Here is a 25,855-nt window from a genome sequence, read left to right as displayed (position 1 = left end):
ATTCTCGTAGCAGCAAAGCGTGACCAAAAGTGCTGCGTCATCAAGGCACTGGACGGCCGAAAGGTGGTGGCATGCTCCTTGCGTAATTGCTCCTGCAATGACGCGCAGGAGGTCCGATGTCCACGTTCGACAATCCGTTTGATCCCGATCGCAACCTTCGAGCCGGCTGTGCCTGTGGCCAGCATCAATCCGCGGCGGAGCACGAGCAGGCCACGGCGTTGCGCTGCGCACAGATCGAGAGCGAGGAGAAGCGCTACGAGGGCGTCGTCGCCTCCGCCGTGATGCGCGCGATGTTTCCGCAGGATGTGGCGCGGCGCGCCTTCCTGAAATCGGTCGGTGCGTCCACGGCACTGGCGGCGCTGTCGCAGTTCTTCCCGCTTCAGACCGCGACCGAGGTCTTCGCGCAGGCCGGCACGCCGGAGAAGAAGGACCTCAAGGTCGGCTTCATTCCGATCACCTGCGCCACGCCGATCATCATGGCGGCGCCGATGGGCTTCTATGCCAAGCACGGCCTCAACGTCGAAGTGGTCAAGACCGCCGGCTGGGCCGTGATCCGCGACAAGACCATCAACAAGGAATACGACGCCGCGCACATGCTGGCGCCGATGCCGATCGCGATCTCGCTGGGGCTTGGCGCCAATGCGATTCCATTTGCTGTCCCCGCGATCGAGAACATCAACGGGCAGGGCATCGTGCTGGCGACCAAGCACAAGGACAAGCGCGATCCGAAGGACTGGAAGGGCCTCAAGTTCGCGATCCCCTTCGATTACTCCATGCACAATTATCTGCTGCGCTACTATCTCGCCGAGCACGGACTCGACCCCGATACCGACGTGCAGCTGCGCTCGGTGCCGCCGCCGGAGATGGTCGCGAACCTCCGCGCCGACAACATCGACGGCTTCCTCGCGCCCGACAACATTTGCCAGCGCGCGATCTATGACGGCGTCGGCTTCATGCACCTGCTCTCGAAGGAGATCTGGGACGGCCATCCCTGCTGCAGCTTTGCCGCCAGCCGCGAATTCATCACGACGGCGCCGAACAGCTTTGCCGCGCTGACGCGCGCCATCGTCGATGCCACCGCCTACGCGTCGAAGGCGGAGAACCGCAAGCAGATCGCGGAGGCCATCGCGCCCGCCAACTACATCAACGCGCCGGTCACGGTGCTGGAGCAGGTCCTGACCGGCACCTATGCCGACGGCCTCGGCGGCGTGAAGACCGACGCCAAGCGCGTCGATTTCGATCCATTCCCCTGGCAGTCGTTTGCGGTGTGGATGCTGACGCAGATGAAGCGCTGGGGCCAGATCAAGGGCGACGTCGACTACAAGGCGGTGGCCGAGCAGGTGTATCTGGCGACGGATACCAAGAAGCTGATGACCGAGATGGGCCTGTCGCCGCCGGCAACCGCCTACAAGTCGTTCGCGGTGATGGGCAAGACTTTCGATCCGGCAAAGCCCGAGGATTACCTCGCGAGCTTCAAGATCAGGAAGGCGTCGTGATGGGCCGTGCGCTCTCTTCACCTCTCCCCGCTTGCGGGGAGAGGTCGATCGCGAAGCGATCGGGTGAGGGAGACTCTCCGCGAGTCCAACTCTCACCTCCCTTGCGGAGGGCCCCCCTCACCCCAACCCTCTCCCCGCAAGCGGGGAGAGGGAGATGAGCACCAACCTCCGCCTCCGCGCCGGCCTCGTCTCGATCGTGCTGCTGGCCGCGTTCCTCGGCATCTGGCATCTCGCCACGCGCTCGACCGCGCCGGTCGCGACGATGAGTCCGGAATATGCCAAGCTGATGGGCCTGACTGCGACGCAGGGCAAATCCGCCATGCCCGGGCCGCTCGATGTCGGCGCCAAGCTGTGGGAGCACCTGAAGCGGCCGTTCTACGACAACGGGCCCAACGACAAGGGGCTCGGCATCCAGCTTGCCTATTCGATCGCGCGGGTCGGCACCGGTTATCTGCTCGCCGTGCTCGTCGCCATTCCACTCGGCTTTTTGATCGGCATGTCGCCGCTGCTGAGCAAGGCGCTCGATCCTTTCATCCAGGTCTTGAAGCCGATCTCGCCGCTCGCCTGGATGCCGCTCGCGCTCTACACCATCAAGGATTCGTCGATTTCGGCAATCTTCGTGATCTTCATCTGCTCGATCTGGCCGATGCTGCTCAATACCGTGTTTGGCGTTGCCAGCGTGCGCAAGGAATGGATCAACGTCGCGCGCACGCTCGAGGTCGGCACCATCAGGCGCGCCTTCACGGTGATCCTCCCCGCAGCGGCGCCGACGATCCTGACCGGCATGCGCATCTCCATCGGCATCGCCTGGCTCGTGATCGTCGCGGCCGAAATGCTCGTCGGCGGCACCGGCATCGGCTACTTCGTCTGGAACGAGTGGAACAACCTCTCGATCACCAACGTCATCATAGCGATCCTCTTGATCGGGATCGTCGGCATGCTGCTCGACCAGATCCTCGCGCGCTTCACGCGCATGGTCACGTTTCCGGAGTAGGGGCCGATGACCGACAAATTCATCTCCATCGAAGGCATCGCAAAACGCTATCCGGGTGCGGGCGGTGCCGCGACCACCGTGTTCGAGAATCTCTGGCTGTCGATGCCGCGCGGCGAGTTCTGCTGCGTGATCGGCCATTCCGGCTGCGGCAAGACCACCGTGCTCAACATTCTCGCCGGCCTCGATGCGCCGAGCGAGGGTGCGGTTATCGTGGACGGGCAGGCGATCTCGGGCACCAGCCTCGACCGCGCTGTGATCTTCCAGAGCCACGCGCTGCTGCCCTGGCGCACCGTGCTCGGCAACGTCGCCTATGCCGTGAGCTCGAAATGGCGGAGCTGGGATCGGGCGAAGGTCAAGGCGCATGCGCAAACCTTCATCGATCTCGTGGGCCTGACGGGCTCGGAGCACAAGCGTCCCTCGGAACTCTCCGGCGGCATGAAGCAGCGCGTCGGTATTGCCCGTGCGCTCTCGATCACGCCGAAAATGATGCTGATGGACGAGCCGTTCTCGGCGCTGGACGCGCTGACGCGCGGCACGCTTCAGGACGAGGTGCGGCGCATCTGTCTGGAGACCGGGCAGACCGCGTTCATGATCACCCACGACGTGGACGAGGCGATCTATCTCGCCGACAAGATCTTCCTGATGACCAACGGGCCCGGCGCGGTGCTGGCCGAGGTCGTTGAAAATCCGCTGCCGAAGGATCGCGGCCGCACCGATCTGCATCGCCATCCTCTGTACTATGCGCTGCGCAACCACATCATCGATTTCCTGGTGACGCGCAGCAAGACATTCGCGGCCGAGAAGCCCGATCACGATCCGCGCAACGTGCCCGTGGTGCATATCGGCAAGCCCGGACTGACGGTCGCAACTGGCGGCGAAGAGCAACGACAGACTTGGACACCCGGGACCAGTCCCGGACTCACTGCCTAAAAAGGAGATCCTGACATGAAACGCGAAGACCTCACCGAGAAGCTGCTCGACATCAAGCGCGAGAAGGGCTGGAGCTGGAAATACATTTGCGAGCAGATCGGCGGCTATGCGGAGGTGCTGATCGTCGGCGCGATCCTCGGCCAGATGAAACTGACGAAACCCCAGGCCGCCAACGCCGGCGAGCTGTTCGGCCTGTCGAAGGCCGAGACCGCGATGCTCAACGAGGTGCCGATGCGCGGCACTGGCACGCCGATGCCGCCGACCGATCCCTTGATCTACCGCTTCTACGAGATGGTGATGGTGAACGGCCCGGCCTGGAAGGCGCTGATCGAGGAGGAATTCGGCGACGGCATCATGTCGGCGATCGACTTCGACATGGGGATCGAGCGCGTCGCCAACCCCAAGGGCGACCGCGTCAAGATCACCATGAGCGGCAAGTTCCTGCCGTACAAATATTACGGCGCCAGCGGCAACGTGCCGGAGTATGGCTTCAAGGAGGGGTGACCTCCCGCTCCGTCATGCCGGGACGATGCGAAGCATCGGACCCGGAATCTCGAGATTCCGGGTTCGGTCCTCACGGACCGCCCCGGAATGACTGCCAGTGTGGGACGCGCGCGGCGCTACTTCCCCGCTTTCACCTCGGCCGCGGCCACAGCGAGCAACTCGCTCATCTTGGCGCGAATCGCCTGCTCGGTGACGACGACGCTCTTGGTGGCGAAATCGGCCATGAGCTTGCGCAGGACGTCGGCGTCGCCGGCCTCCTCGAAATCGGCCGCGACCACCTCCTTGGCGTAGGCCGTGGCGGCCTCGCCGGTGATTCCGAGCTTTTCCGCGGCCCATAGCCCGAGCAGCCGGTTGCGGCGGGCCTCCGCCTTGAACTTCTGCTCCTCGTCGAGGGCGAACTTCTTCTCAAAGCCTTCCTCGCGCTTGTTGATCTCGCTCATGCCTTTTCCAATTCCCTGCTGACTGGACCCGGCGGCCCTCGTTGCGACAGCCCCGGCGCATGCCTAGATAAGGAGCACGAATCGGCAAAACAACGAGCCGTTAAGCCGCAGGCAAAACGGTATAAGTTGGTGCCGGACGGCCGGATCGATTGTGCTCGGACAGCCAATCGGATAGGTTGCCTAAAGGCTTGGTTCCCGTTCTGTTTCTACGGGTTCCCGGCCGTTCACGGCAGCTCCGCTGTGGGTCGTAATCCTAGTCAACCGGAGCACACCAAATTCATGGATTTCAACAAAACACGGTACATCCCAATGAGCCGTCGGCGTCGCATTTATGAAGGCAAGGCAAAGGTTCTTTACGAAGGCCCGGAGCCCGGTACCCTGATCCAGCACTTCAAGGATGACGCCACCGCGTTCAATGCGAAAAAGCATCAGGTGATCGAGGGCAAGGGTGTCCTCAACAACCGGATCTCGGAGTACCTGTTTCAGCACCTCAACGACATCGGGGTGCCGACCCACTTCATCCGCCGCCTCAACATGCGCGAGCAGTTGATTCGCGAGGTCGAGATCGTGCCGCTGGAAGTGGTGGTGCGGAACGTTGCCGCCGGCTCGCTGTCGCAGCGCCTCGGCATCGAGGAGGGCACGCAGCTGCCCCGTTCGATCATCGAATTCTACTACAAGAACGACCAGCTCAACGACCCCATGGTGTCGGAAGAGCACATCACCGCCTTCGGCTGGGCGACGCCCCAGGAGATCGACGACATCATGGCGCTCGCCATCCGCGTCAACGACTTCCTCACCGGCCTCTTCCTCGGCATCGGCATCCGCCTGGTCGACTTCAAGATGGAGTGCGGGCGGCTGTTCGAGAACGAGATGATGCGGATCATCGTCGCCGACGAGATCTCGCCGGATTCCTGCCGCCTGTGGGACATCAAGTCGAACGAGAAGCTCGACAAGGATCGTTTCCGCCGGGATCTCGGCGGGCTGCTGGAGGCCTATACCGAAGTTGCAAAGCGCCTCGGCATCCTCATGGAGAACGAGCGTCCGGCGGGCTCCGGCCCGGTGCTGGTGAAGAGCTAAAGGGGTTTTCGACGTGAAGGCACGTGTCACCGTTACCTTGAAAACGGGCATCCTCGATCCGCAAGGCAAGGCCATCGAAGGCGCGCTGAAGTCGCTCGGCGTCGACGGCGTCGCCAGCGTCCGCCAGGGCAAGGTGTTCGACATCGAGCTCGCCGGCGCCGACAAGGCCAAGGCAGAGGCGGCGCTGAAGGAGGCCGCCGACAAGCTGCTGGCGAACACCGTGATCGAGAATTACCGGGTCGAGATCGTTTAGCCCTGCCTTGTCGCCCCTCATGGTGAGGAGGCGCGAAAAGCGCCGTCTCAAACCATGCAGGCCCGGCTCTCGCACCTTGGCCTTCATCCTTCGAGACGCGCGCAGAGGGCGCGCTCCTCAGGATGAGGAGCTACATTGGTCGTGTACGTTCGCGCTCACAGCCACCCGACGCGGCGGAAGCGCCAGTACAATCCGAGGCAGGCGAGCGCCATCAATCCCAACACGATGAAGTAGCCGTATTCCAGCTGTAGCTCCGGGATGTACTTGAAGTTCATCCCGTAGATGCCGGCGACTGCGGTCGGGACGGCCAGGATCGCGAGCCACGAGGCGAGCTTCTTGGAGACCGCCGTCTCCTGCGCCTGGCCCACCAACAGGCTCGCTTCGAAGGCGAAGGCCAGCACCTCGCGCATGGAATCGATGCGCTCCTGGATGTTCCTGACGTGGTCGGTGACGTCGCGGAACAGCGGTTGCATTGTCGCGCGCACCATCGCCAGCTCGTCATGCTCCAGACGGCGGCAGACCTCCACCAGCGGGCCGATCGCATTCCTGAGCCGCAGCAGGTCGCGGCGCAGCATGTAGAGCCGCTCGATCTGCGCCTTGCTGATCGGCTTGGAGAGCACGTCGTCCTCGATGCCCTCGACCTCGTCGTGGATGCTCTCGAGCACCGGCGAGTAGTTGTCGACGATGAAATCGAGGATGGCGTAGAGGATGTAGTCCTCGCCGCGCGCGAGCGCCCGCGGGCAGCTTTCGCAGCGCTCGCGTACCGGCGTGTAGGAGGTCGAGGCGCCATGGCGCACCGAGACCAGATAGCCTTCGCCGACGAAAATGTGCGTCTCGCCGAAGGCGATCCGGCCCTCGATCAGCTGCGCCGTCCGCGCCACGATGAACAGGGCCTCGCCGTATTGCTCGATCTTGGGCCGCTGGTGGGCGTGGGCGGCGTCCTCGATCGCGAGATCGTGCAGGTCGAACTGCTTCTGCACGGCGCCGAGCAGGGCCGTGTCCGGCTCGTGCAGCCCGATCCAGACCACGTGGCCGGGCTTGGCCCGCCAGCTCGAGGCCTCGCTGATGGCGATGTTGGCGACGCGCCGGCCGTCGACATAGGCACCCGCGGCGACGACGCCCTCAGTGGACACCGGCTGGGAGGAGGATGCAGGCAGCGACGGGACGTTCATGGCTGCAATCCCGGGCAAAATCGTCAGGCAAAAGCGCCGTGGCTATGGCCTGTGTACAAGGCCGTCCGGCGAGGCTAGCACTGGTAAAATCCCCGTCAAATGGCTATGTCTCTGCACGAATTGGCCCTTCGGCCAGCCCGATTCCCGTCACCGTCGGAACCCCTGCCATGAAAGCCGCCATCCTCGTCTTTCCCGGAATCAACCGCGAGCGTGACATGGCGCGCGCGCTGAGGCTGATCTCGGGCAGCGAGCCCGCGATGGTCTGGCACGCCGAGACGTCGCTGCCTGCGGGCACCGATCTCGTGGTCGTGCCGGGTGGGTTCTCCTATGGCGATTACCTGCGCTGTGGCGCAATCGCCGCGCGTGCGCCGGTGATGGACGCGGTGCGCGATTATGCGGCGAAGGGCGGCCTCGTGCTCGGCGTCTGCAACGGCTTTCAGATCCTCTGCGAATCCGGCCTCTTGCCGGGCGTGCTGATGCGCAATGCGCGGCTGAAATTCATCTGCCGCGACGTGCATCTGCGCGTCGAGCGTTCCGACACGCCGTTCACCCGTGGCTACAATGCCGGCCAGGTGATCCGCGTGCCCGTCGCCCATGGCGAGGGCAATTACGAGGCGGACGAAGAGACCATCAAGCGCATCGAAGGCGAGGGGCGGGTGCTCTATCGCTACTGCTCGGCCGAGGGCGTGGTCGACGAGGCCGCCAACATCAACGGCGCGGCGCATTCGATCGCCGGCATCGTCAACGACAAGGGCAATGTGCTCGGCATGATGCCGCATCCGGAAAACCACGTCGAAGACATCATGGGCTGCACTGACGGCCGCGGCCTGTTCGCCGGTCTCGCCCAGCATCTGGAAAAGGCCGCGTGATTTCACCCGTGTTGAAGCGGCTGTCGGTCGCTGCCGCCGTCGCTGCGTTCGCTACGGCCGCGTTCGCCCAGGATTTCCCCAAGCGTCCGATCACCATGATCGTGCCGTTCGCGGCCGGCGGCACCTCGGACGTGATCGCGCGCACCGTCGCCGAGCAAATGAGCGTCGCGCTCGGCCAGACCATCGTGATCGAGAACGTTGCGGGTGCCGGCGGTTCGACCGCGCTGGCGCGCGCCTCACGCGCCGAGCCCGACGGCTACACGATTGCGATCGGCAATGCCGGCACCAATGCCGCGACCTACACGATCTATCCGAAGCTGCCGTTTACGCCGGACTCCTTCGTACCGATCGCGATGGTGGCGAAGACGTTCGGCATCATCGCCGTGCGCAAGGATTTTCCGGCGAAGGACCTCAAGGAGTTCATCGCCTACGCCAGGGCCAATCCGGCCAAGATCAATCTCGGCCATGCCGGCGTCGGCTCCTCGAACTATTTGATCTGCAAGAGCTTCGTCACCGCCGCCGGGATCGACGCGACGCTGGTCGGCTATCGCGGCGCAGCCCCTGCGCTGACCGATGCGATCGGCAGCCAGATCGACGGCGTCTGCGACGCGGCGGCCTCGGTCTCGCAGTCGATCAACGAGAAGCTGGTGAGGGGACTCGTGGTCGGCTCGACCGTACGGCTCGCGACGTTGCCGGACCTGCCGACGTCGTCTGAAGCCGGGCTGCCGGAGTTCGAGGCGCAGGGCTGGAACGGCCTGTTCGCACCCAAGGGCACGCCGCCGGCCGTCATCGCCAGGTTGAATGCGGCGGCGCGCACCGCGGTCGAGACCGATGCGGTGAAGAAGCGCTTTGCCGACCTGTCGACCGTTGCGCCCGACGACAACGAGCATACGCCGGAGCTGCTTCAGCAACTGGTGACGCGCGACGTCGAGAAATACCGGAAGATGCTGGCGGACGACGCCAAGCAATAGCGCCTTGCGCTAGCGCCGCTTCAGCCGCTCCGCCGGCACCGTCATCGCGGCGACGCCGGCCATGACCAGCAGCAGGCCCAGCGCCAGGTTCGAGGGCACGCTTTCGCCGAGCAGCAGCACGGAAAGGCCGACGCCGATCGGGATGCGCAAATAGCCTTGCGCGTTCGTGGTCAGCGTGCCGAGCCGGCCGAGGCAGACGTAGAACAGCATCAACCCCAACGCGCTGGAGACGATGCCCATGACGATGGTGGCGACGATCGCCTGAAACGTCGGGTGCAGCGTCCAGGGCTGGTCGATGATCAGCGAGGGCGGGAGCAGGATGAGGCCGCCGAACAGCAACGAGCCGGCCGCCACCACCATCGGGTCGTAGTCGGATAGCCGGAGGCCGAAGATCGTCGCGCAGGCAAAGGAGATGGTGGCGAGCAGGATCGCGATCTCCGCGACGATCTCGCGGCTGAAGCCGCCGAGGGCATCGAGGCCGACGATGGCGACGGTGCCGGCGAGGCCGAGGATCGCGCCCGCGAGCTTCAACAGCGTGGCCGGCTCGTGCCGCGTGATCAGCGAGGTGATCAGGAAGGCGAAGATCGGCGTGGTCGAGGCCAGCACCACCGTGTTGGACGCCGGCACATATTGCTGCGACCAGGTGATGACCAGGAACGGGAAGGTCGAGTTGATCAGCTGCTGGGTTGCGAACAGCTTCCAGGCCTTCGCGTCGGTCGGGATCCTGACGCCGCGCATCCACAGGATCGCGAACAGGAAGGCGGCCGCGATCAGGGAGCGCGCTGAGATGAAGGTGATGGGCGGAATCGTGTCCAGCGCGAGCTTGGCCAGCGGATAGGTGGAGCTCCAGCAGCAGGCGAGCGCGAACAGCAGCGCATAGTCGCGCCAGCTGCGCGCGCCGGTGGCGGCCATGGACGACAGCGGCGTTGATGCGGACGCCGTCGTGCGACCCGCCCCCGACGTGCTCTTCGGCACCTTGTTCTTGCTCCCCGGCGCGACCGCGCTTCTCGCAAGTCTGGGCGAGGGGGCGCCAAAAGGGAAGGCGTCGAGCTATGCGTTTGGCTGAGGGAGCGACTTCCGCTTGGCCCGCTTGATCGTCCCGGAAAAGGTGAACAGCAGGCGCTCGCCGGAGGCCATCTGCCCGCGCAGGAAGATCAGCGAACCACCGGCGCGGGTGACCTCGCCGGTGCACTCGATCAGCTCGCCCTCATGCCCGGCATCCAGGAACTCGCAGGCGAAATTGACCGTCACGCCGCGGCCGTTCAGCGCGTTCCGGCCGATCGCGAACAGGCAGTAGTCGGCGAAGGCCATGAAGCAGCCGCCATGGACGTTGCCGGAGCCGTTCAGGTGCTTCTTTTCGACCCGGAAGGCGCAGCGGACGCTGCCGTCCGCCTCCAGGCGGTGCCAGAAGGGGCCGATATGGTTCTCAAAGCTGTCCCTGATCCAGGTCTGCCAGCCCTTGAACTCACCCTCGGTCGCGACATGCAGCTCGGGGCGGGGCGGAGCAGCCGTTTTGGTCAATTCGTGCAAGGAAATGGGCCTTCAATTGCGGGTCTTCAGCCCTTAAATCCGATCCGTCCGCGCCGTGCAATTCCCGTTCCCGCACCCCTCGGCCGCAAAACGTGGGACAGTGGGAAAATGCGCCATAAAGGGCTTTTCGCGAGGCCCCGATCTTCCTAAGAACGGCAAAACGCCGTCGAAAGCCCCGAATCCATGAAGAACGAACCCAAGATCACCCCCGAACTGGTTGCCGCCCACGGGCTCAAGCCCGACGAGTACGAGCGCATCCTGAAGCTGATCGGGCGGGAGCCGACCTTCACCGAGCTCGGCATCTTCTCGGCGATGTGGAACGAGCATTGCTCGTACAAGTCCTCGCGCATCCATCTGCGCGGATTGCCGACCAAGGCGCCCTGGGTGATCCAGGGCCCCGGCGAGAATGCCGGCGTGATCGACATCGGCGACGGCCAGGCCGTGGTCTTCAAGATGGAGAGCCACAACCACCCGAGCTACATCGAGCCCTACCAGGGCGCGACCACCGGCGTCGGCGGCATCCTGCGCGACGTCTTCACGATGGGCGCACGGCCGATCGCCTGCCTCAATGCGCTGAGCTTCGGCGCGCCCGAGCATGCCAAGACCCGGCACCTCGTCTCCGGCGTCGTCGCCGGCGTCGGCGGCTACGGCAATTCCTTCGGCGTGCCGACGGTCGGCGGCCAGGTCCGTTTCCACACCCGTTATGACGGCAACATCCTCGTCAACGCGATGGCCGTGGGCCTCGCCGATGCCGACAAGATCTTCTATGCGGCCGCCTCCGGCGTGAACATGCCGATCGTCTATCTGGGCTCCAAGACCGGCCGCGACGGCATCCACGGCGCCTCGATGGCCTCGGCCGAGTTCGACGACAAGTCCGAGGAGAAGCGCCCCACCGTGCAGGTCGGCGATCCCTTCGCCGAGAAGCTTTTGCTCGAGGCGTGCCTCGAGATCATGGAGAAGGGCTGCGTCATCGCGATCCAGGACATGGGCGCGGCGGGCCTGACCTGTTCGGCTGTCGAGATGGGCGCCAAGGGCGACCTCGGCGTCGATCTCGATCTCGACGCGGTGCCGACCCGCGAGACCGGCATGAGCGCCTATGAGATGATGCTCTCGGAGAGCCAGGAGCGCATGCTCATGGTGCTCAAGCCCGAGAAGGAGAAGGAAGCCGAGGCCATCTTCAAGAAGTGGGGGCTCGACTTCGCCGTGGTCGGCTACACCACGCCGAGCAAGCGTTTCGTGGTCAAGCATGGCGGCGACGTCATGGCCGACCTGCCGATCAAGGAGCTCGGCGACGAGGCGCCGCTCTATGACCGGCCGCATGTCCCCTCCGCCGCGCTGCCGGTCGTGCACGCGCGCGAGGTGCCGGCACCGTTGGGCGTAGGTAGCGCGCTGGAGAAGCTGATCGGCACGCCTGACATGTGCTCTAAGCGCTGGGTCTGGGAGCAGTACGACCACGTCATCCTCGGCAACACCATGCAGCGCCCCGGAGGCGATGCCGCCGTGGTGCGCGTGCAGGATGGCCCGAAGGGCCTGGCGCTGACCGTCGACGTCACGCCGCGCTATTGCGAGGCCGATCCGTTCGAGGGCGGCAAGCAGGCGGTGGCGGAAGCCTGGCGCAACATCACCGCGGTCGGCGGCAAGCCGCTCGCGATCACCGACAATCTCAACTTCGGCAATCCTGAACGGCCCGAGATCATGGGCCAGTTCGTCGGCTGCCTGAAGGGCATCTCGGAAGCCTGCCGCACGCTGGACTTCCCGGTCGTCTCCGGCAACGTCTCGCTCTACAACGAGACCAACGGCCGCGCGATCCTGCCGACGCCCTCGATCGGCGGCGTCGGTCTGCTCGACGATTTCACCAAGTCCGCTTCGCTCGCCTTCAAGGCCGAGGGCGAGGCGATCCTCTTGATCGGCGAGACCCATGGCTGGCTCGGCCAGTCGGTGTACCTGCGCGACATCTGCGGTCGCGAGGAGGGCGCGCCGCCGCCGGTCGACCTCGCTGCCGAGAAGCGCAACGGCGACTGCGTGCGCGGCATGATCCATGCGGGCACCGCGACCGCCGTGCACGACCTCTCGGACGGCGGCCTCCTGATCGCGCTCGCCGAGATGGCGATGGCGAGCGGCATCGGCGCAAAGCTGCTGGCGGCGCCGACTTCGCTTGTCTCGCAGGCCTATTGGTTCGGCGAGGACCAGGCGCGCTATCTCGTCACCGTGCCGGAAACGGAGGCCGGCCGCGTGCTCGCCAAGATGCGCGGCTGCGAGGTGCCCTGCGTGCGGATCGGCACCACCGGGGGCGATGCGATCGCGATCGCCGGCGAAGCGCCGGTAACGATCGATACGCTGCGCACCTCGTTCGAGCGCTGGCTGCCGGAGTATATGGGCGGGAAGGCGGCCTAGCGACGCCATCTCCCCGTCCTTGCGAGGAGCGAAGCGACGAAGCAATCCACACTGCTGCCTGCGGTGAGATGGATTGCTTCGCTGCGCTCGGAATGACGATAGGAGGCCGGTGCCGTTTCCTCAAAGCACCTTCGTCGCGCCCGGGATCTGCCGCAATGCTCGCGTCAGCGCCCAGCTCGCCGCGACTGTCAGTACAAACCCGAGCGTGGCCTTGACGACCGCCGGCAGGTCATAGTCGAACAGCCAGTATTGCAGCCACAGTGCGATCGGATAGTGCACCAGGAACATGCCGTACGCGTCGCTCTGCATTGGATCGAGCAGCTTGGCTGAGCCTGATTGCTTGAACCTCTGGAAAAAGGCCAGGATCAGAAACATGATGGCGACGCTGAAGACAGTGAAGCAGATGGCATAGAGCGCTTCATACCAGTCCGGCAACGGCGACGGGTTGCCCAGGATTTCGCGCTTGATGAAGATCAGCACCCACAAGAGGCAATAGGGAACGATCGCCAGTACCATCCAGTCCCAGCTGACCCTCGCCATCCGGCCGTCTGCAGCGAGCAGCCCGCGATCCATTTGCGCAACGCCGATGCCGGCACCGAAAAAGAAGTAGGTCGCGTAGAGCATCACGCGCCCGTGCTGGACCGAGAACGGCCCGAACTCGAACCAACTGCCTGCTCCGAAGTGAACCCGCCCGGGAATGTAGAACGCCGCGGTGACGGCAAGCATGACCGCGAAGAATACGGCGGGCCGACGGCGACCATATAGCGAGAGGCGATTGATCGGATCGAGCAGATTGGGCGACAGCCGGTGCAACAGGCAGGCAACCAGGTCGAAGGCGAACAAGACCCAAAGGAACCAGATCGGCCCGCTCGGCCACGGGCCCTTCGTGACCATATTCCACCAGAATTCCGAAAAGCCGATCTCGGGATGGTGCCGCAGGGAGATCGCGTAATAGGCGAGCGGAATGACCGTAAGGGCGCAGATCGCGAAGGGTAAGCCCAGCCGAAGCAGGCGATCTGCCAAATAGCTCCGCGCTCCCTTCCGGGCGATACCAGACCAGGCGAACAGTCCCGACAGGAAGAAGAACATCGCCATGAAGAAACTGTCGGTGGCGAGCACGATCATGTCGAAGCCGAAGAAGTACTTCGGATCGGTATGACCGAAATAAGTATAGGGGATCACCGCGTGATGCAGCAGCACCACCAGTGTCAGGAAGGTGCGGGCGCGATCGAGCGACACATTGCGCGTCTTGCTCTTCGGCGCGGCGTGAGCCTCCGTACCGATCGTCGCTGAATGTGACATCGTCATCATGGCCGCCCCGGTCTTGCTCCTGTCCCGGCCAGACTGTGCCGCCGGGAACCCGATTCAGCAAGGGCAGTCTGTGCTGCGCCTTGACCCTGCTGTGCCGTTAGGAACCAGTTCCGTGCAGCGAAGTTAGCATCCGCGCATTGGAGGGCCGCGGTGCGGCACCCAAGTCGGAGTTGGCGATGACGATCCTGAAATGGGCGCTGATCTTTCTCTTGGTCTCGATCGTGGCTGGCGTGCTCGGCTTCACCGGCATCTCGGCCGCCTCCGCCGACATCGCCCGCTTCCTGTTCTACGTCTTCGTCGTGATCTTCCTGGTGCTGCTGATATTGGGGCTCACGATCTTCAGGGCGTAGCTCGATATGTCATTCCGGGGCGGTCCGCAGGACCGAACCCGGAATCTCGAGATTCCGGGTTCGCGTCTGCGACGCGCCCCGGAATGACGCCGCCTCCAGACTACCCCACTTCCTCGATCTTCACCTTGTCCGGATAGAAGGCGAGGTGGCCGGAAATCTCCGTCATCGCGGGGAAGGGCGTTTCATAGGTCCAGATCGCGTTGTCGAGCGTCTTGCCGTCGGCCTTGATGCTGTAATAGCTCGCGTCGCCCTTGTAGGGGCAATGGGTGACACGGTCGGTGCGCTCCAGCAGCGTCATGTTGGCATCCTGTCGCGGTACATATTGCACCGCCGGATATTTGGCCTCCTTCAGCGTCAGCGCCTTGCTGGTCTCGGCGATCACGATGTCGCCCGCCGTGACGCGGACGCGCTTCGGGTTTGGGGTGATGGTGATGGGGTGGTCGGGCCCTGGAAGCTTCATGATTTCACGCCTTTTCGATCAATCTGCCGCGCGCGGCACTTTGTCGTGCCTTTATCCTGATGGGATCAGGGATATAGTGCCTGAGTGCGTGACGTAGAAGGCCGTTCACGCTAAGTTTGGCCCTGCCGGTCCGGGGACCCCGGCAGCGATTCGACGACGAGGCTGATCTCAGCCGAGATAAGGAGCAAGACCCGAATGCCCATGGACGCCCACGATATCGAGGCGATGATCAAGGCAGCGATCCCCGATGCCGAGGTGACGATCCGTGACCTCGCCGGCGATGGCGACCACTATGCCGCGACCGTGATCTCGGAATCCTTCCGCGGCAAGTCCCGCGTCCAGCAGCACCAGATCGTCTATCAGTCCCTGCGCGGCCAGATGGGCGGCGTGCTGCATGCGCTGGCGCTGCAAACCGGGGTACCCGGCACCTGACCTGATCGCAGCGGGGACCGATGATGGCTGCGGACAATCCGCGCGGCGCGATGTTTCGCGTCATCCTGCCGAACCAGCCCAGCCGCGTCACCAATGCCGAGCTGTTCTTCGATCTCGTCTTCGTCTTTGCCGTCACGCAGGTGTCGCACACGCTGCTGCACCATTTCACGCCGCTCGGCGCGGTCGAGGTCACGCTGCTGTTCCTGGCGGTGTGGTGGGTGTGGGTCTACACCGCCTGGGTCACCAACTGGCTCAATCCCGATCTGACGCCGGTCCGAATCCTGATCTTCCTGATGATGCTGGGCGGCCTCGTGCTGTCGACGACGATCCCGACCGCCTTCGATGGCCGCGGTCTCTGGTTCGCGATCGCCTACGCAACCATGCAGGTCGGACGCACCGCGTTCTGGCTGTTCGCAACCCCGCGCCACCGCACGGAAGTGCGGCACAACGCGATCCGCATCCTGGTCTGGCTCTCCGGCTCCGCGATCTTCTGGATTCTCGGCGGCCTCGCGCACGGGGAGGAGAGGCTGTGGTTCTGGATCGTGGCGCTCTCGATCGAATACGTCTCGCCCGCCGTGCGATTCTGGGTGCCGAAGCTGGGGTTCTCCTCGGTCGAAGCCTGGGCCGTCGAGGGCGGCCACATGGCCGAGCGCTGCGCCGGCTTCATCATCATCGCGCTCGGCGAGGCCGTCGTCGTCAACGGCGCGACCTTTGCCGAGTTGGAGTGGACCGCGGACAACATCCTGGCCTTCGTCTCGGCGCTCACCGGCGCCATCGCGATGTGGTGGATCTATTTCCACAAGGGCGCCGAGGCCGGCTCCGAGCGCATCTCGAAATCCGCAGAATCCGGCCGGCTGGCGCGGCTCGCCTACACCTATCTGCACATGCCGATCGTCGCCGGCATCATCCTGACCGCGGTGTCGGACGAACTGGTGCTGAAGCATCCGACCGGCCATTCCGACGTCCGCACCATCGTGAGCACGATCGGCGGCCCGCTGGTGTTCCTGGTCGGCACGATCCTGTTCAAGCACGCGATCCGCGGCTTCCTCCAGCTCTCGCACGGCATCGGCATCATCCTGCTCGCGGCGCTGTGGTGGTTCGCGGCGGAGCTCTCGCCGCTATGGCTGTCGGTCGCGACCACGGTGATCATGATTGTGGTCGCGGTGTGGGAATCGGTGTCGCTGGGATCGAAGCCCGAAGAGGCCGAGGAGCACTGAAGCACGGCAGGCCGGAGGGCGTCGTACGTGGCCTCGCGGAGCAGTCCGAGCGCGCGCCTCGTCCTTCGAGACGACCGCTCCGCGATGTCCTCAGGATGAGGCTAATCGGCCTCGGTGCTCCTCGAAACTGCTGCCGCGCACTCCGTCCTCATCCTGAGGAGCCCGCCCGAAGGCGGCCGTCTCGAAGGATGCGCCGCAGGGAAACCGCCTATATTGAATAGGCCCTCAGGCCGGCTGTCCGGGGGAAGCGGTGAGAGCGTTTAATCCGCAACCTGCAGCGCATGCACCGAGAACATCTTCGCCGCATCCGTCCAGCTCTCGCGCACCCGCCAGCCGGCGCCGTGGGCCAGCGCGGCGAAGCGCTCGAGGCTGTATTTGTAGCTGTTTTCGGTGTGGATGCTCTCACCGGGGCGGAACGAGAAGCTGGTGCCGAGCAGGCGCACGGTCTGGTTCTTCTTGCTGATCAGGTGCATCTCGATGCGGTGCCGCTCGCGATTGTAGATGGCGCGATGGGTGAAGGCGGAGAGGTCGAAATTGCCGCCGAGCTCGCGGTTGATGCGGACCAGCACATTGAGGTTGAAGCGCGCGGTGACGCCGGCAGCATCGTTATAGGCGTCATAGAGTACGCGCTCGTCCTTTTCGAGGTCGGCGCCGATGATCATCTGCGCGCCCTTGCCCAGGATCTGGCGCGCGCTCTTCAGAAAAGCCTGCGCCTCATGCGGCTCGAAATTGCCGATGGTCGAGCCCGGGAAGAAGCCGACCTTGGGCATCGATGCGACCGCCTTTGGCAGCTCGAACGGCGTGGTGAAGTCGGCCGCCACCGGATAGATGCCGAGCGAGGGGAAGTCCCGCTTCAGGCCGTTCGCCTGCGCGTTCAGGAAGTCGCCGGAGATGTCCACGGGGACATAGGCGGCGAATTGGCAGTGGTTCAGCAGCAGGCGGACCTTCGTGGTCGCGCCGGCGCCGAACTCGACCAGCGCCGCATGCTCCGGAATGATCTTTGCGATCTCGCTGCCGCGCTCCTTCAGGATCGATAGCTCGGTGCGCGTCGGATAATATTCCGGCAGACGCGTGATCGCCTCGAACAGCTCCGAGCCGGTCGCGTCGTAGAAGTATTTCGGCGACAGCTTTTTCGGCTGCTGCGAGAGGTCCTCGATGGCCTCGCGGGCGAAAGCGGTGGTCTGCTCGTCGGGAAGATGGGCTTCGGCCAAAGCGCTGGCGTGCACATTCATGATACTCTCCTGAACGCGCTGTCCGGCGCGCATTGATCGTCGGATGAGAACTAGTTGTAATCGGCGAGCCGCAGTCCCGTGAATTGCCAGCGGTGGTGCGGATAGAAGAAGTTGCGATAAGTAATACGGCTATGCCCCTCCGGGGTTGCAAGCGAGGAGCCGCGCAGCACCAGCTGGTTGACCATGAACTTGCCGTTGTATTCGCCGAGCGCGCCTTCGATGGCGCGGTAGCCGGGGTAGGGCGAGTAGGACGACCGTGTCCACTGCCAGACGATGCCGAAGGCATCGTTGAGTTGGCCGGCGCGCGCGGCGACCTCCCACTCCATCTCGGTCGGCAGATGTTTTCCGGCCCAGCGCGCGAACGCATCGGCCTCGTAATAGCTGACGTGGCAGACCGGCGCGTCGGGATCGACCGGCCTGAGGCCGGCGAGCGTCATCACCTGCCAGGCGCCATCGACCTCGCGCCAATGGCCCGGCGCCTGCCAGTCTTCCTTGCTGACCACAGCAAAGCCGTCCATCAGCCACAGCGTTGCGTTCGCGTAGCCACCGTCGCGCATGAAGGCGAGCCATTCGCCATTGGTGACGAGATTGCGTGCGATCTTGACCGGGCCGACGAGGGCGCGATGCGCCGGCTTCTCATTGTCGAAATGAAAACTGTCGTCGACATGGCCGACGGTGTGGATGCCTTCGTTGAGGATCAACCAGTCATCGCCGGTGCGCGTCGCGGATGGAAAGCGCCAGTCCGGATCGTAGGCCGGATAGACCGGATTCTGCGCAAAGGCGTGCAGGATGTCGGTGAACATCAATTCCTGATGCTGCTGCTCGTGATTGAGCCCGACCTCGACCAGTGGCGCGATGGCACGGAGCTTGTCCTCACCGGCCTCGCGGAAGAATTTGACGACCGCCGCATCAACGTATCTGCGATAGGCGCCGACCTCGCTGGCACCGGGCCGGGTGATGTCTCCGCGGTGATTCCGAGCATGACGGGGGCCGGCGCTGACGTAATAGGAATTGAACAGGAAGGCGAAATCCGGGTGGAAGGGCTGATAGCCCTGGCAATGCTCGCCGAGCAAAAACTGCTCCCAGAACCAGGTGGTGTGGGCCCGGTGCCATTTCGCGGGGCTCGCATCCGGCATGGACTGGATCTGCTGGTCCTCGGGCGACAGCGGCGCGGCCCGGCGCTCGGTCTCGTTGCGGACGGCGAGAAAGGCGTCCTGAAGCCGCTGGGCGAGCTTGCCTGGGGCGGAGGACGGTGACGAAAGCGGGGCGGGGGCCGTAGCGGAAGCTTGTTTCGTCACGTTTTTCTCCAGACAGGACAAGAGAACGTTGTTGGCGTTGCCCGGTTCCAAAACCAAGGTTCGTCCTAGATAGGGGCTCCGTTACGGTATGAAAGTCCTCCCCGGTGATGATATTCGTGTCATCATGCAATGGCTTCGGGGCTGCCCAGGCCGCTCGCCCAGGGCCTTTTCCCCCCATTTTACTTTGGATGCACAACGGTTTGGGCTACATATATAGGAAGGTATCGGGTTAAATCGGCTGAGCCGGCCCGGAGTGGTTGTTGAGGGCTCCGCCCCAGAAGGACATGGATATGAGCATCGAGGAATTCATCGCCAACGAAGTGAAGTCGAACGACGTGGTTCTGTTCATGAAGGGCACGCCGCAATTTCCGCAGTGCGGTTTCTCCGGCCAGGTCGTGCAGATCCTCGACCACCTCGGCGTTGGCTATAAGGGCCTCAACGTCCTCGAATCCGCAGAACTGCGCAACGGCATCAAGACCTTCTCGAACTGGCCGACCATTCCACAGCTCTATGTGAAGGGCGAATTCGTCGGCGGCTGCGACATTGTCCGCGAGATGTTCCAGGCCGGCGAATTGCAGCAGCTCCTCTCCGAGAAGGGCGTCGCGGTTGCGGCCTAATACGTGACCCAGCTGACGCGCCGGATTGGTGGCGCGGAGTTCGAGGTCATTGTCGCTGACATCACCACACTGAGCGTTGACGCCATCGTCAACGCCGCCAACACGTCGCTCCTTGGCGGGGGCGGCGTCGATGGGGCGATCCATCGGGCCGCCGGGCCCGATCTGGTCGCCGAATGCCGGATGCTCCACGGCTGCGAAACGGGCAACGCCAAGATCACCATGGGCTATCGGCTCAAGGCCGCGCACGTGATCCACACCGTTGGTCCGGTCTGGAATGACGGCACGCTGGACGAAGACGGTCTGCTCGCCTCCTGCTATCGCCGTTCGATGGAGCTGTGCGGGAAGCACAAGCTGACCTCGGTGGCATTTCCCGCGATTTCGACCGGCATTTTCCGCTTTCCCGCCGACCGGGCGGCGGAGATCGCCGTGCGCACGACGGTCGAGGCGCTCCCTGCCGCGCCATCCGTTGCGCGCGTGGTGTTCTGCTGCTTCGCCGAGCCGAGCGCCAGGCTCCATGCCGAGGCGCTAGCACGACACAGCAGCCCTTGTGCCTGATGACGCGGTCAGTACACTCCGTCCAGCCATGTTCCGGGGAGGGGATATGATTTCACAGTCTGGACTGCGTGCGCTCGCCTGCGGCGCGCTGATGTCGCTTGGCGCGATGTCGTTCGCACGGGCAGAGGGCACCTACGAGATTCCGGCCGGCGCGCATTTCAATCAGGACAAGCTCGCCAAGGTCAGCGAGTTCTTCAAGAACGAGGTCGCGACCGGCAAGATCGCCGGCGCAACCGTGCTGATCCAGCAGCACGGCAAGCCGGTCTATCACGAAGCCTTCGGCGTGCAGGACGTGGTCAGCAAGGCGCCGATCACCGACAAGACGATTTTCCGCCTGTTCTCGATGAGCAAGGCGATCACGTCCGTCGTCGCGGTGCGACTGATCGAGGACGGCAAGATCAAGCTCGACGATCCTGTCTCGAAATACATCCCGTCCTTCGCCAATGTGAAGGTCGGCGTCGAGAAGAAGGCCGACGACGGCACCAAGTCGCTCGAACTGGTGCCGCCCACGCGGCCGATCACGGTGCTCGATTTGATGCGCCATACCTCCGGCATCACCTATGGCTTCTATGGCGACAGCCTGGTCCGCAAGGCCTATCGCGACGCCAACATCTATGCCGGCGATTTCGACCTCGCCGAATTCGCCGAGCGCATCGCGAAACTGCCGCTGCACAACCAGCCGGGCGCGCTGTGGCAATATGGCCATTCCACCGACATCCTGGGGCGGGTGATGGAGATCGCGGCGGGCAAACCGCTGACAGACATCATGCGGGAGAAACTGCTCGATCCGCTCGGCATGGTCGATACCGGCTTCTTCGTCACGGCCCCCGAGAAGCAGAAGCTTCTGGCGCAGCCGGTGCCGAACGATGCCGATTTCCGGGTCGGCCGCATCAACGATCCGACGGTGGTCAAGAAGATCCAGTTCGCCAGCGGCGGCATGGTGACGACCATGGCCGATTACGAGCGCTTTGCGCAGATGCTGCTCAATGGCGGCAGCCTCGACGGCAAGACCATTCTCAAGCCCGAGACGTTCAAGCTGATGGTGACCGATCAGGTCGGCCCGGGCTCCGGCGTGGACCGCGACTATTTCTACTTCCCCGGCGACGGTTTTGGCTTCGGCCTCGGCCTTGCGGTCCGCACCGACCCCGGCAATGCCAAGCCGCCGCCGCCCGGCGATCTCGGGGAGTTGAAGTGGGACGGCGCCTCGGGCTGCTATTTCGTGGTCGACCCCAAGCAGGACATGTTCTTCGTGCTGCTGGAGCAGACCCCGACCGAGCGCCAGCGCGTGCAGCGGACACTGAAGCAGTTGGTTTATGAAGCCATGGAGAAGTGACATGACCGGGCGCCGCGCGCTGATCGCGGCGCTCGTCGTTCTGGTCGGTGTGGTCGGCGCGAGAGCAGGCTACGAGGGGCGCCCCGCGCACAGCCTTTCGCCTGAAGGCTTGGCAAAAGTCTCCGACTACATCCGCAACGAGGTCGCGACCGGCAAGATACCCGGCGCGATCCTGCTGCTCCAGCAGCACGGCAAGCCGGTCTATTACGAGAATTTTGGCGTCCGCGACGTCGCGACCGAGATCTCGATGAGCGCGGACACGATCTTCCGCCTCTATTCGATGTCGAAGCCGATCACCTCCGTGATGGCGATGATGCTGGTCGAGGAGGGCAAGCTCGCGCTCGACGATCCCGTTTCAAAATACATTCCGGCCTTTGCCGGCATGAAGGTCGGCGTCGAAAAGAAAGCCGAGGACGGCAAGGTCGGGCTGGCGCTGGAGCCGCTCGATCGTCCGGTGACGATCAAGGATCTGATGCGTCACACCTCCGGACTGCCTTATGGCTATTACGGCGGCGGCGCGGTGCGCGAGCTCTATGCCGAGGCGAAGCTCTTCAACCGCAATCTCAGCAATGCCGACTTCGCCGCGAAGATCGCCACGCTGCCGCTGGTCGAGCAGCCGGGCACGGTGTGGGATTACGGCTTTTCCACCGACGTGCTCGGACGCGTCGTCGAGGTGATCTCGGGAAAGACGCTGCTCCAGTTCGAGAGGGAGCGGCTGCTGGGTCCGCTCGGCATGACCGAGACGGCATTCTTCGTCGCCGATCCCGCCAAGTTTCCCCGCATTGCCGAGCCGATGCCGGAGGACCGCAACATCAATCCGACGACGCAGGTCCGCGATATCAGGCGGCCGGCGACCTGGGAGTCGGGCGGTGGCGGGATGGTTGGCACCGTCGGCGACTACGCCCGTTTCGCGCAGATGCTGCTGAACGGCGGCACCTATGACGGCCGGCGCTATCTCAAGCCCGAGACCATTGCGCTGATGGCGTCGGACCATATCGGACCGGAGACCAGAATCGCGCGCGACCAGAACTATTATCCGGGCGCGTCCTCCGGCTACGGCCTCGGCTTTGCGGTGCGCACGTCCGTGCCGGCGGGTACGTCATGGCCACTCGGCGAATATCGCTGGGACGGCGTCGGCGGCACCTTCTTCTTCATCGATCCCGAAGACGATCTGTTCGGGATATGCATGGCGCAGACCCCGTCGCAGCGCGGCCGGATCCAGCTGGCGCTGAAGACGCTGATCTATCAGGCGATGGGGCGCTGATCGCGGGCTACGGGACTTACGCCCCGCGCACGATCTCGCGCACGTATCCGATCGTTTCCTCGATCTGGCTCGCATTGACGTCGAGATGCGTGCAGGCGCGGATGCGGCCGTCCATCATCGCGAGCGTCACGCCGCGCTGGCGCAGTGCGGCGACCATCTTGTCGCCGGGGACGCCGGCGCCATCGGGCTTGAAGAACACGAGGTTGGTCTCGGGCTCCTGCACCTCGATGCCTGCGATCTGCGACAGTCCGCGGGCGAGTGCGCGCGCATTGGCATGATCGTCGGCAAGGCGATCGACGTGGTGGTCGAGGGCGTAGATGCAGGCGGCGGCGCAGATTCCGGCCTGCCGCATCGAGCCGCCGAGGCGCTGCTTCCACTGCCAGACCGCGTCGATGAAGGCGCGCGAGCCGGCGAGCACACCGCCGATCGGCGCGCCCAGGCCCTTGGAGAAGTCGATCCAGGCCGAATCCCAGCCAGCGGTCATGTCGCGCGGAGAAATGCCGCTCGCCACCGTGGCGTTGAGCAGCCGCGCGCCGTCCATGTGGGTGACGAGGCCGTGCTGCCTGGCGATCTCGACGATCTCGTCGAGTGCGGCCTTCTTCCAGATCGTGCCGCCGCCGATATTGGCGGTCTGCTCGACGCTGACGACGGTCTGCGGCGGCTGGTAGCGCGTGCGCGGGTGCAGAGCTTTCCGGAACGTCTCCGGCGTGAACTGGCCGTCGGCGCCCTTGAGCTGCGTAACCTGGAAGCCGCCGATCGCGGCATGCGCGCCGCCCTCACGGGCGATGATGTGCGCGGTCTCGTGCGCGAGAATCTCGTCGCCGGGCCGGCAATGCACCAGCGTCGCGGTGACGTTGCACATCGTGCCCGAGGGCATGTACACGGCGGCCTCCTTGCCGAGCAGATCCGCAACGCGCTCGCACAGCGCGTTCACGGTCGGATCGTCGCCGACCTGCTCGTCGCCGACCTCAGCGCGCGCCATCGCCTCGCGCATCGCGGCCGTCGGCTTGGTCTGGGTGTCCGACAGCAGATTGATGCGCACCGGCGGCGCCTTGGGATCGATCGGGGGCGGGGTGTAGAGCATGGCTGGTCTCGTCATGTCATCTAGTCGAACAATTGCGACGTACTGCGTGCATCGTTTCTCAGCCACGGGAACGTTGAGCGATGCGGTGTCGCGCGGCAAGAAGGATGTCGTCTGGCGTGTCCGCTGTGAACATATTGCAATCGGGATGAGCGAACAGCCCCCGATATCGGCAGACCTGCTGGTCGCGGGAGAGGGCCGCCCACGCCCGAATCGCCGCTTCAGTGCCGAAGGCAGAGCGTTGGCGAACTGGCCGGCCATCCGAGACATCGATGGCATGCTACCAAACAAAAAGGCCCCGGAAAACCGGGGCCTTTGAACGTTGGTGTGCCGAGTTATCAGCGCGAATAGAATTCGACGACCAGATGCGGCTCCATCTGCACCGGGAACGGCACGTCGGAGAGGCCGGGGATGCGAATGTACTTCGCGGTCATCTTGCCGTGGTCGACGTCGAGATAGTCGGGGGTGTCGCGCTCGGGGAGCTGGCTGGCTTCGAGCACGTGGGCGAGCTGCTTGGAGGCTTCCTTGACCTCGACCACGTCGCCGACCTTGAGCTGGTAGCTCGAGATGTTGACCTTGCGGCCGTTCACCTTGATGTGGCCGTGGTTGATGAACTGGCGCGCGGCGAAGATCGTCGAGACGAACTTGGCGCGGTACACGACCGCGTCGAGACGACGCTCCAGGAGGCCGATCAGGTTCTCGCCGGTGTCACCCTTGAGGCGGCTCGCCTCGACATAGATGCCGTGGAACTGGCGCTCGGAAATGTTGGCGTAATAGCCCTTCAGCTTCTGCTTGGCGCGCAGCTGCACGCCGAAGTCGGAGAGCTTGCCCTTGCGGCGCTGGCCGTGCTGGCCGGGGCCGTACTCGCGGCGGTTCACGGGGCTCTTCGGGCGGCCCCAGATGTTCTGGCCCATACGGCGATCGATCTTGTACTTCGCCTCACTGCGCTTAGTCATCGCGTCCTCTTCGGTTGCATGGTTTGAGGAAACGCGCCCTCCTGTGTGACAGGCCAAAGCCCGGCACCGACAGGTCCGATCCCCAAAGCTTAAGGGAGAGGACCACGGGTCGCGAAACGCTTCGCGGGCCGAAATCGGCCCGCGAGCAGGCGGCTTTTAGGGGAGTTTGGGGTTCGCTGTCAATTCTTTAGCCCGTCATTCCGGGGCGCTCAAAGAGCGAACCGGAATCTCGAGATCCGGGGCTCGGTGCTATCGCACCGCCCCGGGATGACCGCTGAGCGGTCAAGTCCCGACCACCCGGATCGGCTTCGGGCCGGCCGCCCGCAATTCGGCAGCGATTTCAGTGTTCAGGACCTGTTCCAGCCGGGTCAGGACCCGGGCGATGGGGGCGGCGTCGGTGACCCGGTGGTCCCAGCGGATCACGACATGGATGGTCTGGTCGGGCGCGACCACCCCATAGCTGACGATGAAGGGGCCGGGCGTGACGGGATGCAGCTCGCCGCCGCCATAGGCGGCCACCGAGCTCACCGCGAAGCTGCCGAACCAGTTGCCCCGCTGCCGGCCGAAATTGAGCCCGATGGCCCAGGACAGCCGCCGCAGCGGCAGCGGCAGGCGGGTCGCCCGCATGATCTTGCGGAACATGGGAACGTCGTTGATCGGCGCCGTCTTGCCGCGCCGGATCTCGGCATCGACTGCGGCCAGGGAAAGAGCCTCCGGGGCTGCGATTCGCTGCGGCAGCACGCATTCCTCGCCGTCCTCGACCCGCGCGATAGCCACCAGCGCGACGCTCTTCGGCAGCTCGTAGAGCATCGGCCAAGGCCATTTGGCGTAGACCGTGCGCAGAATCGGCTCGTCCCTGGCGACCAGGGCGAAGGCCTTGACGAACATCGCCGCCCAGCCGGCGGGCGCCATCGCGCCCGAGCGCGCCTCCAGCAGGGGGCGGATATTGAGCGAACGGGACAGCGAGACGAAGGGCACGTCCATCGACGCGCGCATCAGGTCGCAGATCAGGCGGCGCGGCAGCGAAATGGTCTTGGGTGTCCCGCGCATGGGTCTTTCGGTTCCTGCGGACTAAAATATGTGCAGCGAGCGGGTCGCCCGCTCGCCGCGTGCTCTAGC

General features: G+C 64.5%; 27 protein-coding genes. 16 read left to right on the top strand and 11 right to left on the bottom strand.

All coding sequences use genetic code 11. The annotated features are described in order from the left end of the window. Positions 1–116 precede the first annotated feature (116 nt). The 4 genes from AAFG50_RS28510 (at position 117) to cynS (ending at position 3,924) form a co-directional block, all read left to right on the top strand. Complete coding sequence (locus AAFG50_RS28510; RefSeq protein ID WP_053815137.1) at positions 117–1,496, top strand: CmpA/NrtA family ABC transporter substrate-binding protein; 1,380 nt, start codon at positions 117–119, stop codon at positions 1,494–1,496. 154 nt (positions 1,497–1,650) lie between these two features. Further along, positions 1,651–2,490 carry a nitrate ABC transporter permease gene (gene ntrB, locus AAFG50_RS28505; RefSeq protein WP_028173363.1) on the top strand — a complete coding sequence of 280 codons (840 nt, stop codon included), beginning with the start codon at positions 1,651–1,653 and terminating at the stop codon, positions 2,488–2,490. A 6-nt stretch (positions 2,491–2,496) separates the two neighbouring features. Next, a complete protein-coding gene (locus AAFG50_RS28500; protein WP_028173364.1) occupies positions 2,497–3,420 on the top strand; it encodes an ABC transporter ATP-binding protein in 924 nt (307 codons plus the stop codon). A gap of 15 nt (positions 3,421–3,435) precedes the next feature. Further along, positions 3,436–3,924 carry a cyanase gene (cynS, locus tag AAFG50_RS28495; protein WP_011088475.1) on the top strand — a complete coding sequence of 163 codons (489 nt, stop codon included), beginning with the start codon at positions 3,436–3,438 and terminating at the stop codon, positions 3,922–3,924. 116 nt (positions 3,925–4,040) lie between these two features. Here cynS and AAFG50_RS28490 read toward each other — a convergent pair whose 3' ends face one another. Further along, the gene (locus AAFG50_RS28490; RefSeq protein ID WP_011088474.1) at positions 4,041–4,364 is read right to left on the bottom strand and encodes a DUF1476 domain-containing protein; all 324 of its coding nucleotides are present in this window, start codon (positions 4,362–4,364) and stop codon (positions 4,041–4,043) included. 309 nt (positions 4,365–4,673) lie between these two features. On the opposite strand from AAFG50_RS28490, the gene purC reads away from it, so the two are divergent. Together purC and purS are read left to right on the top strand one after the other, a co-directional pair. Beyond that, positions 4,674–5,441 (top strand): phosphoribosylaminoimidazolesuccinocarboxamide synthase, encoded by a 768-nt coding sequence (gene purC / locus AAFG50_RS28485; protein ID WP_008974302.1) that lies wholly within the window; start codon positions 4,674–4,676, stop codon positions 5,439–5,441. A 13-nt stretch (positions 5,442–5,454) separates the two neighbouring features. Beyond that, entirely contained in the window at positions 5,455–5,694 is a 240-nt protein-coding gene (gene purS, locus AAFG50_RS28480) for a phosphoribosylformylglycinamidine synthase subunit PurS (protein WP_014494125.1), read from the top strand. A gap of 155 nt (positions 5,695–5,849) precedes the next feature. On the opposite strand, the gene AAFG50_RS28475 is transcribed toward purS, so the two are convergent. Further along, positions 5,850–6,866, bottom strand: coding sequence for a magnesium and cobalt transport protein CorA (locus AAFG50_RS28475; RefSeq protein WP_028173365.1), 1,017 nt, complete (start codon positions 6,864–6,866; stop codon positions 5,850–5,852). A gap of 167 nt (positions 6,867–7,033) precedes the next feature. Here AAFG50_RS28475 and purQ point away from each other — a divergent pair, with 167 nt between their 5' ends. Next, a complete protein-coding gene (purQ, locus tag AAFG50_RS28470; protein WP_028173366.1) occupies positions 7,034–7,735 on the top strand; it encodes a phosphoribosylformylglycinamidine synthase subunit PurQ in 702 nt (233 codons plus the stop codon). Beyond that, a complete protein-coding gene (locus AAFG50_RS28465) occupies positions 7,732–8,706 on the top strand; it encodes a tripartite tricarboxylate transporter substrate binding protein BugD (RefSeq protein ID WP_028173367.1) in 975 nt (324 codons plus the stop codon). Before purQ ends, AAFG50_RS28465 begins: the two co-directional genes overlap by 4 nt. Before the next feature lie 9 nt (positions 8,707–8,715). On the opposite strand, the gene AAFG50_RS28460 is transcribed toward AAFG50_RS28465, so the two are convergent. Beyond that, the gene (locus AAFG50_RS28460; protein WP_028173368.1) at positions 8,716–9,681 is read right to left on the bottom strand and encodes a DMT family transporter; all 966 of its coding nucleotides are present in this window, start codon (positions 9,679–9,681) and stop codon (positions 8,716–8,718) included. Between the two features lie 75 nt (positions 9,682–9,756). Beyond that, positions 9,757–10,236, bottom strand: a complete 480-nt coding sequence (locus tag AAFG50_RS28455; RefSeq protein ID WP_028173369.1) for a PaaI family thioesterase — start codon at positions 10,234–10,236, stop codon at positions 9,757–9,759. Between the two features lie 183 nt (positions 10,237–10,419). Between AAFG50_RS28455 and purL the strand changes: the two genes are divergently transcribed. Continuing rightward, positions 10,420–12,630: a phosphoribosylformylglycinamidine synthase subunit PurL gene (purL, locus tag AAFG50_RS28450; protein WP_028173370.1), complete on the top strand. Its 2,211-nt coding sequence runs from the start codon at positions 10,420–10,422 to the stop codon at positions 12,628–12,630. A gap of 120 nt (positions 12,631–12,750) precedes the next feature. Here purL and AAFG50_RS28445 read toward each other — a convergent pair whose 3' ends face one another. Then, a complete protein-coding gene (locus AAFG50_RS28445; RefSeq protein WP_028173371.1) occupies positions 12,751–13,941 on the bottom strand; it encodes an acyltransferase in 1,191 nt (396 codons plus the stop codon). A gap of 176 nt (positions 13,942–14,117) precedes the next feature. Here AAFG50_RS28445 and AAFG50_RS28440 point away from each other — a divergent pair, with 176 nt between their 5' ends. Then, entirely contained in the window at positions 14,118–14,291 is a 174-nt protein-coding gene (locus AAFG50_RS28440; RefSeq protein WP_007612121.1) for a DUF1328 domain-containing protein, read from the top strand. 100 nt (positions 14,292–14,391) lie between these two features. On the opposite strand, the gene AAFG50_RS28435 is transcribed toward AAFG50_RS28440, so the two are convergent. Further along, positions 14,392–14,751, bottom strand: coding sequence for a DUF427 domain-containing protein (locus AAFG50_RS28435; protein WP_028173372.1), 360 nt, complete (start codon positions 14,749–14,751; stop codon positions 14,392–14,394). A gap of 195 nt (positions 14,752–14,946) precedes the next feature. Between AAFG50_RS28435 and AAFG50_RS28430 the strand changes: the two genes are divergently transcribed. Together AAFG50_RS28430 and AAFG50_RS28425 are read left to right on the top strand one after the other, a co-directional pair. Further along, positions 14,947–15,183: a BolA family transcriptional regulator gene (locus AAFG50_RS28430; protein ID WP_011088461.1), complete on the top strand. Its 237-nt coding sequence runs from the start codon at positions 14,947–14,949 to the stop codon at positions 15,181–15,183. 23 nt (positions 15,184–15,206) lie between these two features. Beyond that, the gene (locus AAFG50_RS28425) at positions 15,207–16,400 is read left to right on the top strand and encodes a low temperature requirement protein A (RefSeq protein ID WP_028173373.1); all 1,194 of its coding nucleotides are present in this window, start codon (positions 15,207–15,209) and stop codon (positions 16,398–16,400) included. Positions 16,401–16,660: 260 nt separating this feature from the next. On the opposite strand, the gene egtD is transcribed toward AAFG50_RS28425, so the two are convergent. Continuing rightward, a complete protein-coding gene (egtD, locus tag AAFG50_RS28420; RefSeq protein ID WP_028173374.1) occupies positions 16,661–17,632 on the bottom strand; it encodes an L-histidine N(alpha)-methyltransferase in 972 nt (323 codons plus the stop codon). Positions 17,633–17,682: 50 nt separating this feature from the next. Then, the gene (egtB, locus tag AAFG50_RS28415; protein WP_028173375.1) at positions 17,683–18,981 is read right to left on the bottom strand and encodes an ergothioneine biosynthesis protein EgtB; all 1,299 of its coding nucleotides are present in this window, start codon (positions 18,979–18,981) and stop codon (positions 17,683–17,685) included. A 239-nt stretch (positions 18,982–19,220) separates the two neighbouring features. On the opposite strand from egtB, the gene grxD reads away from it, so the two are divergent. The 4 genes from grxD to AAFG50_RS28395 are packed head-to-tail and all read left to right on the top strand — an operon-like array spanning position 19,221 to position 22,699. After that, entirely contained in the window at positions 19,221–19,547 is a 327-nt protein-coding gene (grxD, locus tag AAFG50_RS28410) for a Grx4 family monothiol glutaredoxin (protein WP_027548651.1), read from the top strand. A gap of 3 nt (positions 19,548–19,550) precedes the next feature. After that, positions 19,551–20,102: an O-acetyl-ADP-ribose deacetylase gene (locus AAFG50_RS28405; RefSeq protein WP_028173376.1), complete on the top strand. Its 552-nt coding sequence runs from the start codon at positions 19,551–19,553 to the stop codon at positions 20,100–20,102. A gap of 46 nt (positions 20,103–20,148) precedes the next feature. After that, the gene (locus AAFG50_RS28400) at positions 20,149–21,435 is read left to right on the top strand and encodes a serine hydrolase domain-containing protein (protein WP_028173377.1); all 1,287 of its coding nucleotides are present in this window, start codon (positions 20,149–20,151) and stop codon (positions 21,433–21,435) included. A gap of 1 nt (position 21,436) precedes the next feature. After that, positions 21,437–22,699: a serine hydrolase domain-containing protein gene (locus AAFG50_RS28395; RefSeq protein ID WP_028173378.1), complete on the top strand. Its 1,263-nt coding sequence runs from the start codon at positions 21,437–21,439 to the stop codon at positions 22,697–22,699. Positions 22,700–22,715: 16 nt separating this feature from the next. On the opposite strand, the gene AAFG50_RS28390 is transcribed toward AAFG50_RS28395, so the two are convergent. The 3 genes from AAFG50_RS28390 to AAFG50_RS28380 all read right to left on the bottom strand — a co-directional run bounded on the left by AAFG50_RS28390 (position 22,716) and on the right by AAFG50_RS28380 (position 25,786). Beyond that, a complete protein-coding gene (locus tag AAFG50_RS28390) occupies positions 22,716–23,783 on the bottom strand; it encodes a threonine aldolase family protein (RefSeq protein ID WP_028173379.1) in 1,068 nt (355 codons plus the stop codon). 335 nt (positions 23,784–24,118) lie between these two features. Continuing rightward, positions 24,119–24,736: a 30S ribosomal protein S4 gene (rpsD, locus tag AAFG50_RS28385; RefSeq protein WP_011088452.1), complete on the bottom strand. Its 618-nt coding sequence runs from the start codon at positions 24,734–24,736 to the stop codon at positions 24,119–24,121. A 282-nt stretch (positions 24,737–25,018) separates the two neighbouring features. Beyond that, positions 25,019–25,786 carry a hypothetical protein gene (locus AAFG50_RS28380; protein ID WP_028173380.1) on the bottom strand — a complete coding sequence of 256 codons (768 nt, stop codon included), beginning with the start codon at positions 25,784–25,786 and terminating at the stop codon, positions 25,019–25,021. Positions 25,787–25,855: the final 69 nt, after the last annotated feature.

It is taken from the genome of Bradyrhizobium sp. B039, from assembly GCF_038965675.1.
Taxonomy (GTDB): Bacteria; Pseudomonadota; Alphaproteobacteria; order Rhizobiales; family Xanthobacteraceae; genus Bradyrhizobium; species Bradyrhizobium diazoefficiens.
The sequence above is the reverse complement of the archived record's forward strand: the minus strand, read 5'-3'. Positions and strand labels throughout refer to the sequence as shown.

Excerpts from the sequence above, each read along its gene's own strand:
- purL (WP_028173370.1), top strand. The coding sequence starts at position 10,420 with ATGAAGAACGAACCCAAGATCACCCCCGAACTGGTTGCCGCCCACGGG.
- purC (WP_008974302.1), top strand. The coding sequence starts at position 4,674 with ATGAGCCGTCGGCGTCGCATTTATGAAGGCAAGGCAAAGGTTCTTTAC.
- AAFG50_RS28380 (WP_028173380.1), bottom strand. The coding sequence starts at position 25,786 with ATGCGCGGGACACCCAAGACCATTTCGCTGCCGCGCCGCCTGATCTGC.
- AAFG50_RS28445 (WP_028173371.1), bottom strand. The coding sequence starts at position 13,941 with ATGATGACGATGTCACATTCAGCGACGATCGGTACGGAGGCTCACGCC.
- AAFG50_RS28475 (WP_028173365.1), bottom strand. The coding sequence starts at position 6,866 with ATGAACGTCCCGTCGCTGCCTGCATCCTCCTCCCAGCCGGTGTCCACT.
- AAFG50_RS28440 (WP_007612121.1), top strand. The coding sequence starts at position 14,118 with ATGACGATCCTGAAATGGGCGCTGATCTTTCTCTTGGTCTCGATCGTG.
- AAFG50_RS28500 (WP_028173364.1), top strand. The coding sequence starts at position 2,497 with ATGACCGACAAATTCATCTCCATCGAAGGCATCGCAAAACGCTATCCG.
- cynS (WP_011088475.1), top strand. The coding sequence starts at position 3,436 with ATGAAACGCGAAGACCTCACCGAGAAGCTGCTCGACATCAAGCGCGAG.
- AAFG50_RS28430 (WP_011088461.1), top strand. The coding sequence starts at position 14,947 with ATGCCCATGGACGCCCACGATATCGAGGCGATGATCAAGGCAGCGATC.
- purQ (WP_028173366.1), top strand. The coding sequence starts at position 7,034 with ATGAAAGCCGCCATCCTCGTCTTTCCCGGAATCAACCGCGAGCGTGAC.
- AAFG50_RS28490 (WP_011088474.1), bottom strand. The coding sequence starts at position 4,364 with ATGAGCGAGATCAACAAGCGCGAGGAAGGCTTTGAGAAGAAGTTCGCC.
- grxD (WP_027548651.1), top strand. The coding sequence starts at position 19,221 with ATGAGCATCGAGGAATTCATCGCCAACGAAGTGAAGTCGAACGACGTG.
- AAFG50_RS28400 (WP_028173377.1), top strand. The coding sequence starts at position 20,149 with ATGATTTCACAGTCTGGACTGCGTGCGCTCGCCTGCGGCGCGCTGATG.
- ntrB (WP_028173363.1), top strand. The coding sequence starts at position 1,651 with ATGAGCACCAACCTCCGCCTCCGCGCCGGCCTCGTCTCGATCGTGCTG.
- rpsD (WP_011088452.1), bottom strand. The coding sequence starts at position 24,736 with ATGACTAAGCGCAGTGAGGCGAAGTACAAGATCGATCGCCGTATGGGC.
- AAFG50_RS28395 (WP_028173378.1), top strand. The coding sequence starts at position 21,437 with ATGACCGGGCGCCGCGCGCTGATCGCGGCGCTCGTCGTTCTGGTCGGT.
- egtD (WP_028173374.1), bottom strand. The coding sequence starts at position 17,632 with ATGAATGTGCACGCCAGCGCTTTGGCCGAAGCCCATCTTCCCGACGAG.
- AAFG50_RS28425 (WP_028173373.1), top strand. The coding sequence starts at position 15,207 with ATGGCTGCGGACAATCCGCGCGGCGCGATGTTTCGCGTCATCCTGCCG.
- AAFG50_RS28435 (WP_028173372.1), bottom strand. The coding sequence starts at position 14,751 with ATGAAGCTTCCAGGGCCCGACCACCCCATCACCATCACCCCAAACCCG.
- AAFG50_RS28510 (WP_053815137.1), top strand. The coding sequence starts at position 117 with ATGTCCACGTTCGACAATCCGTTTGATCCCGATCGCAACCTTCGAGCC.
- AAFG50_RS28390 (WP_028173379.1), bottom strand. The coding sequence starts at position 23,783 with ATGCTCTACACCCCGCCCCCGATCGATCCCAAGGCGCCGCCGGTGCGC.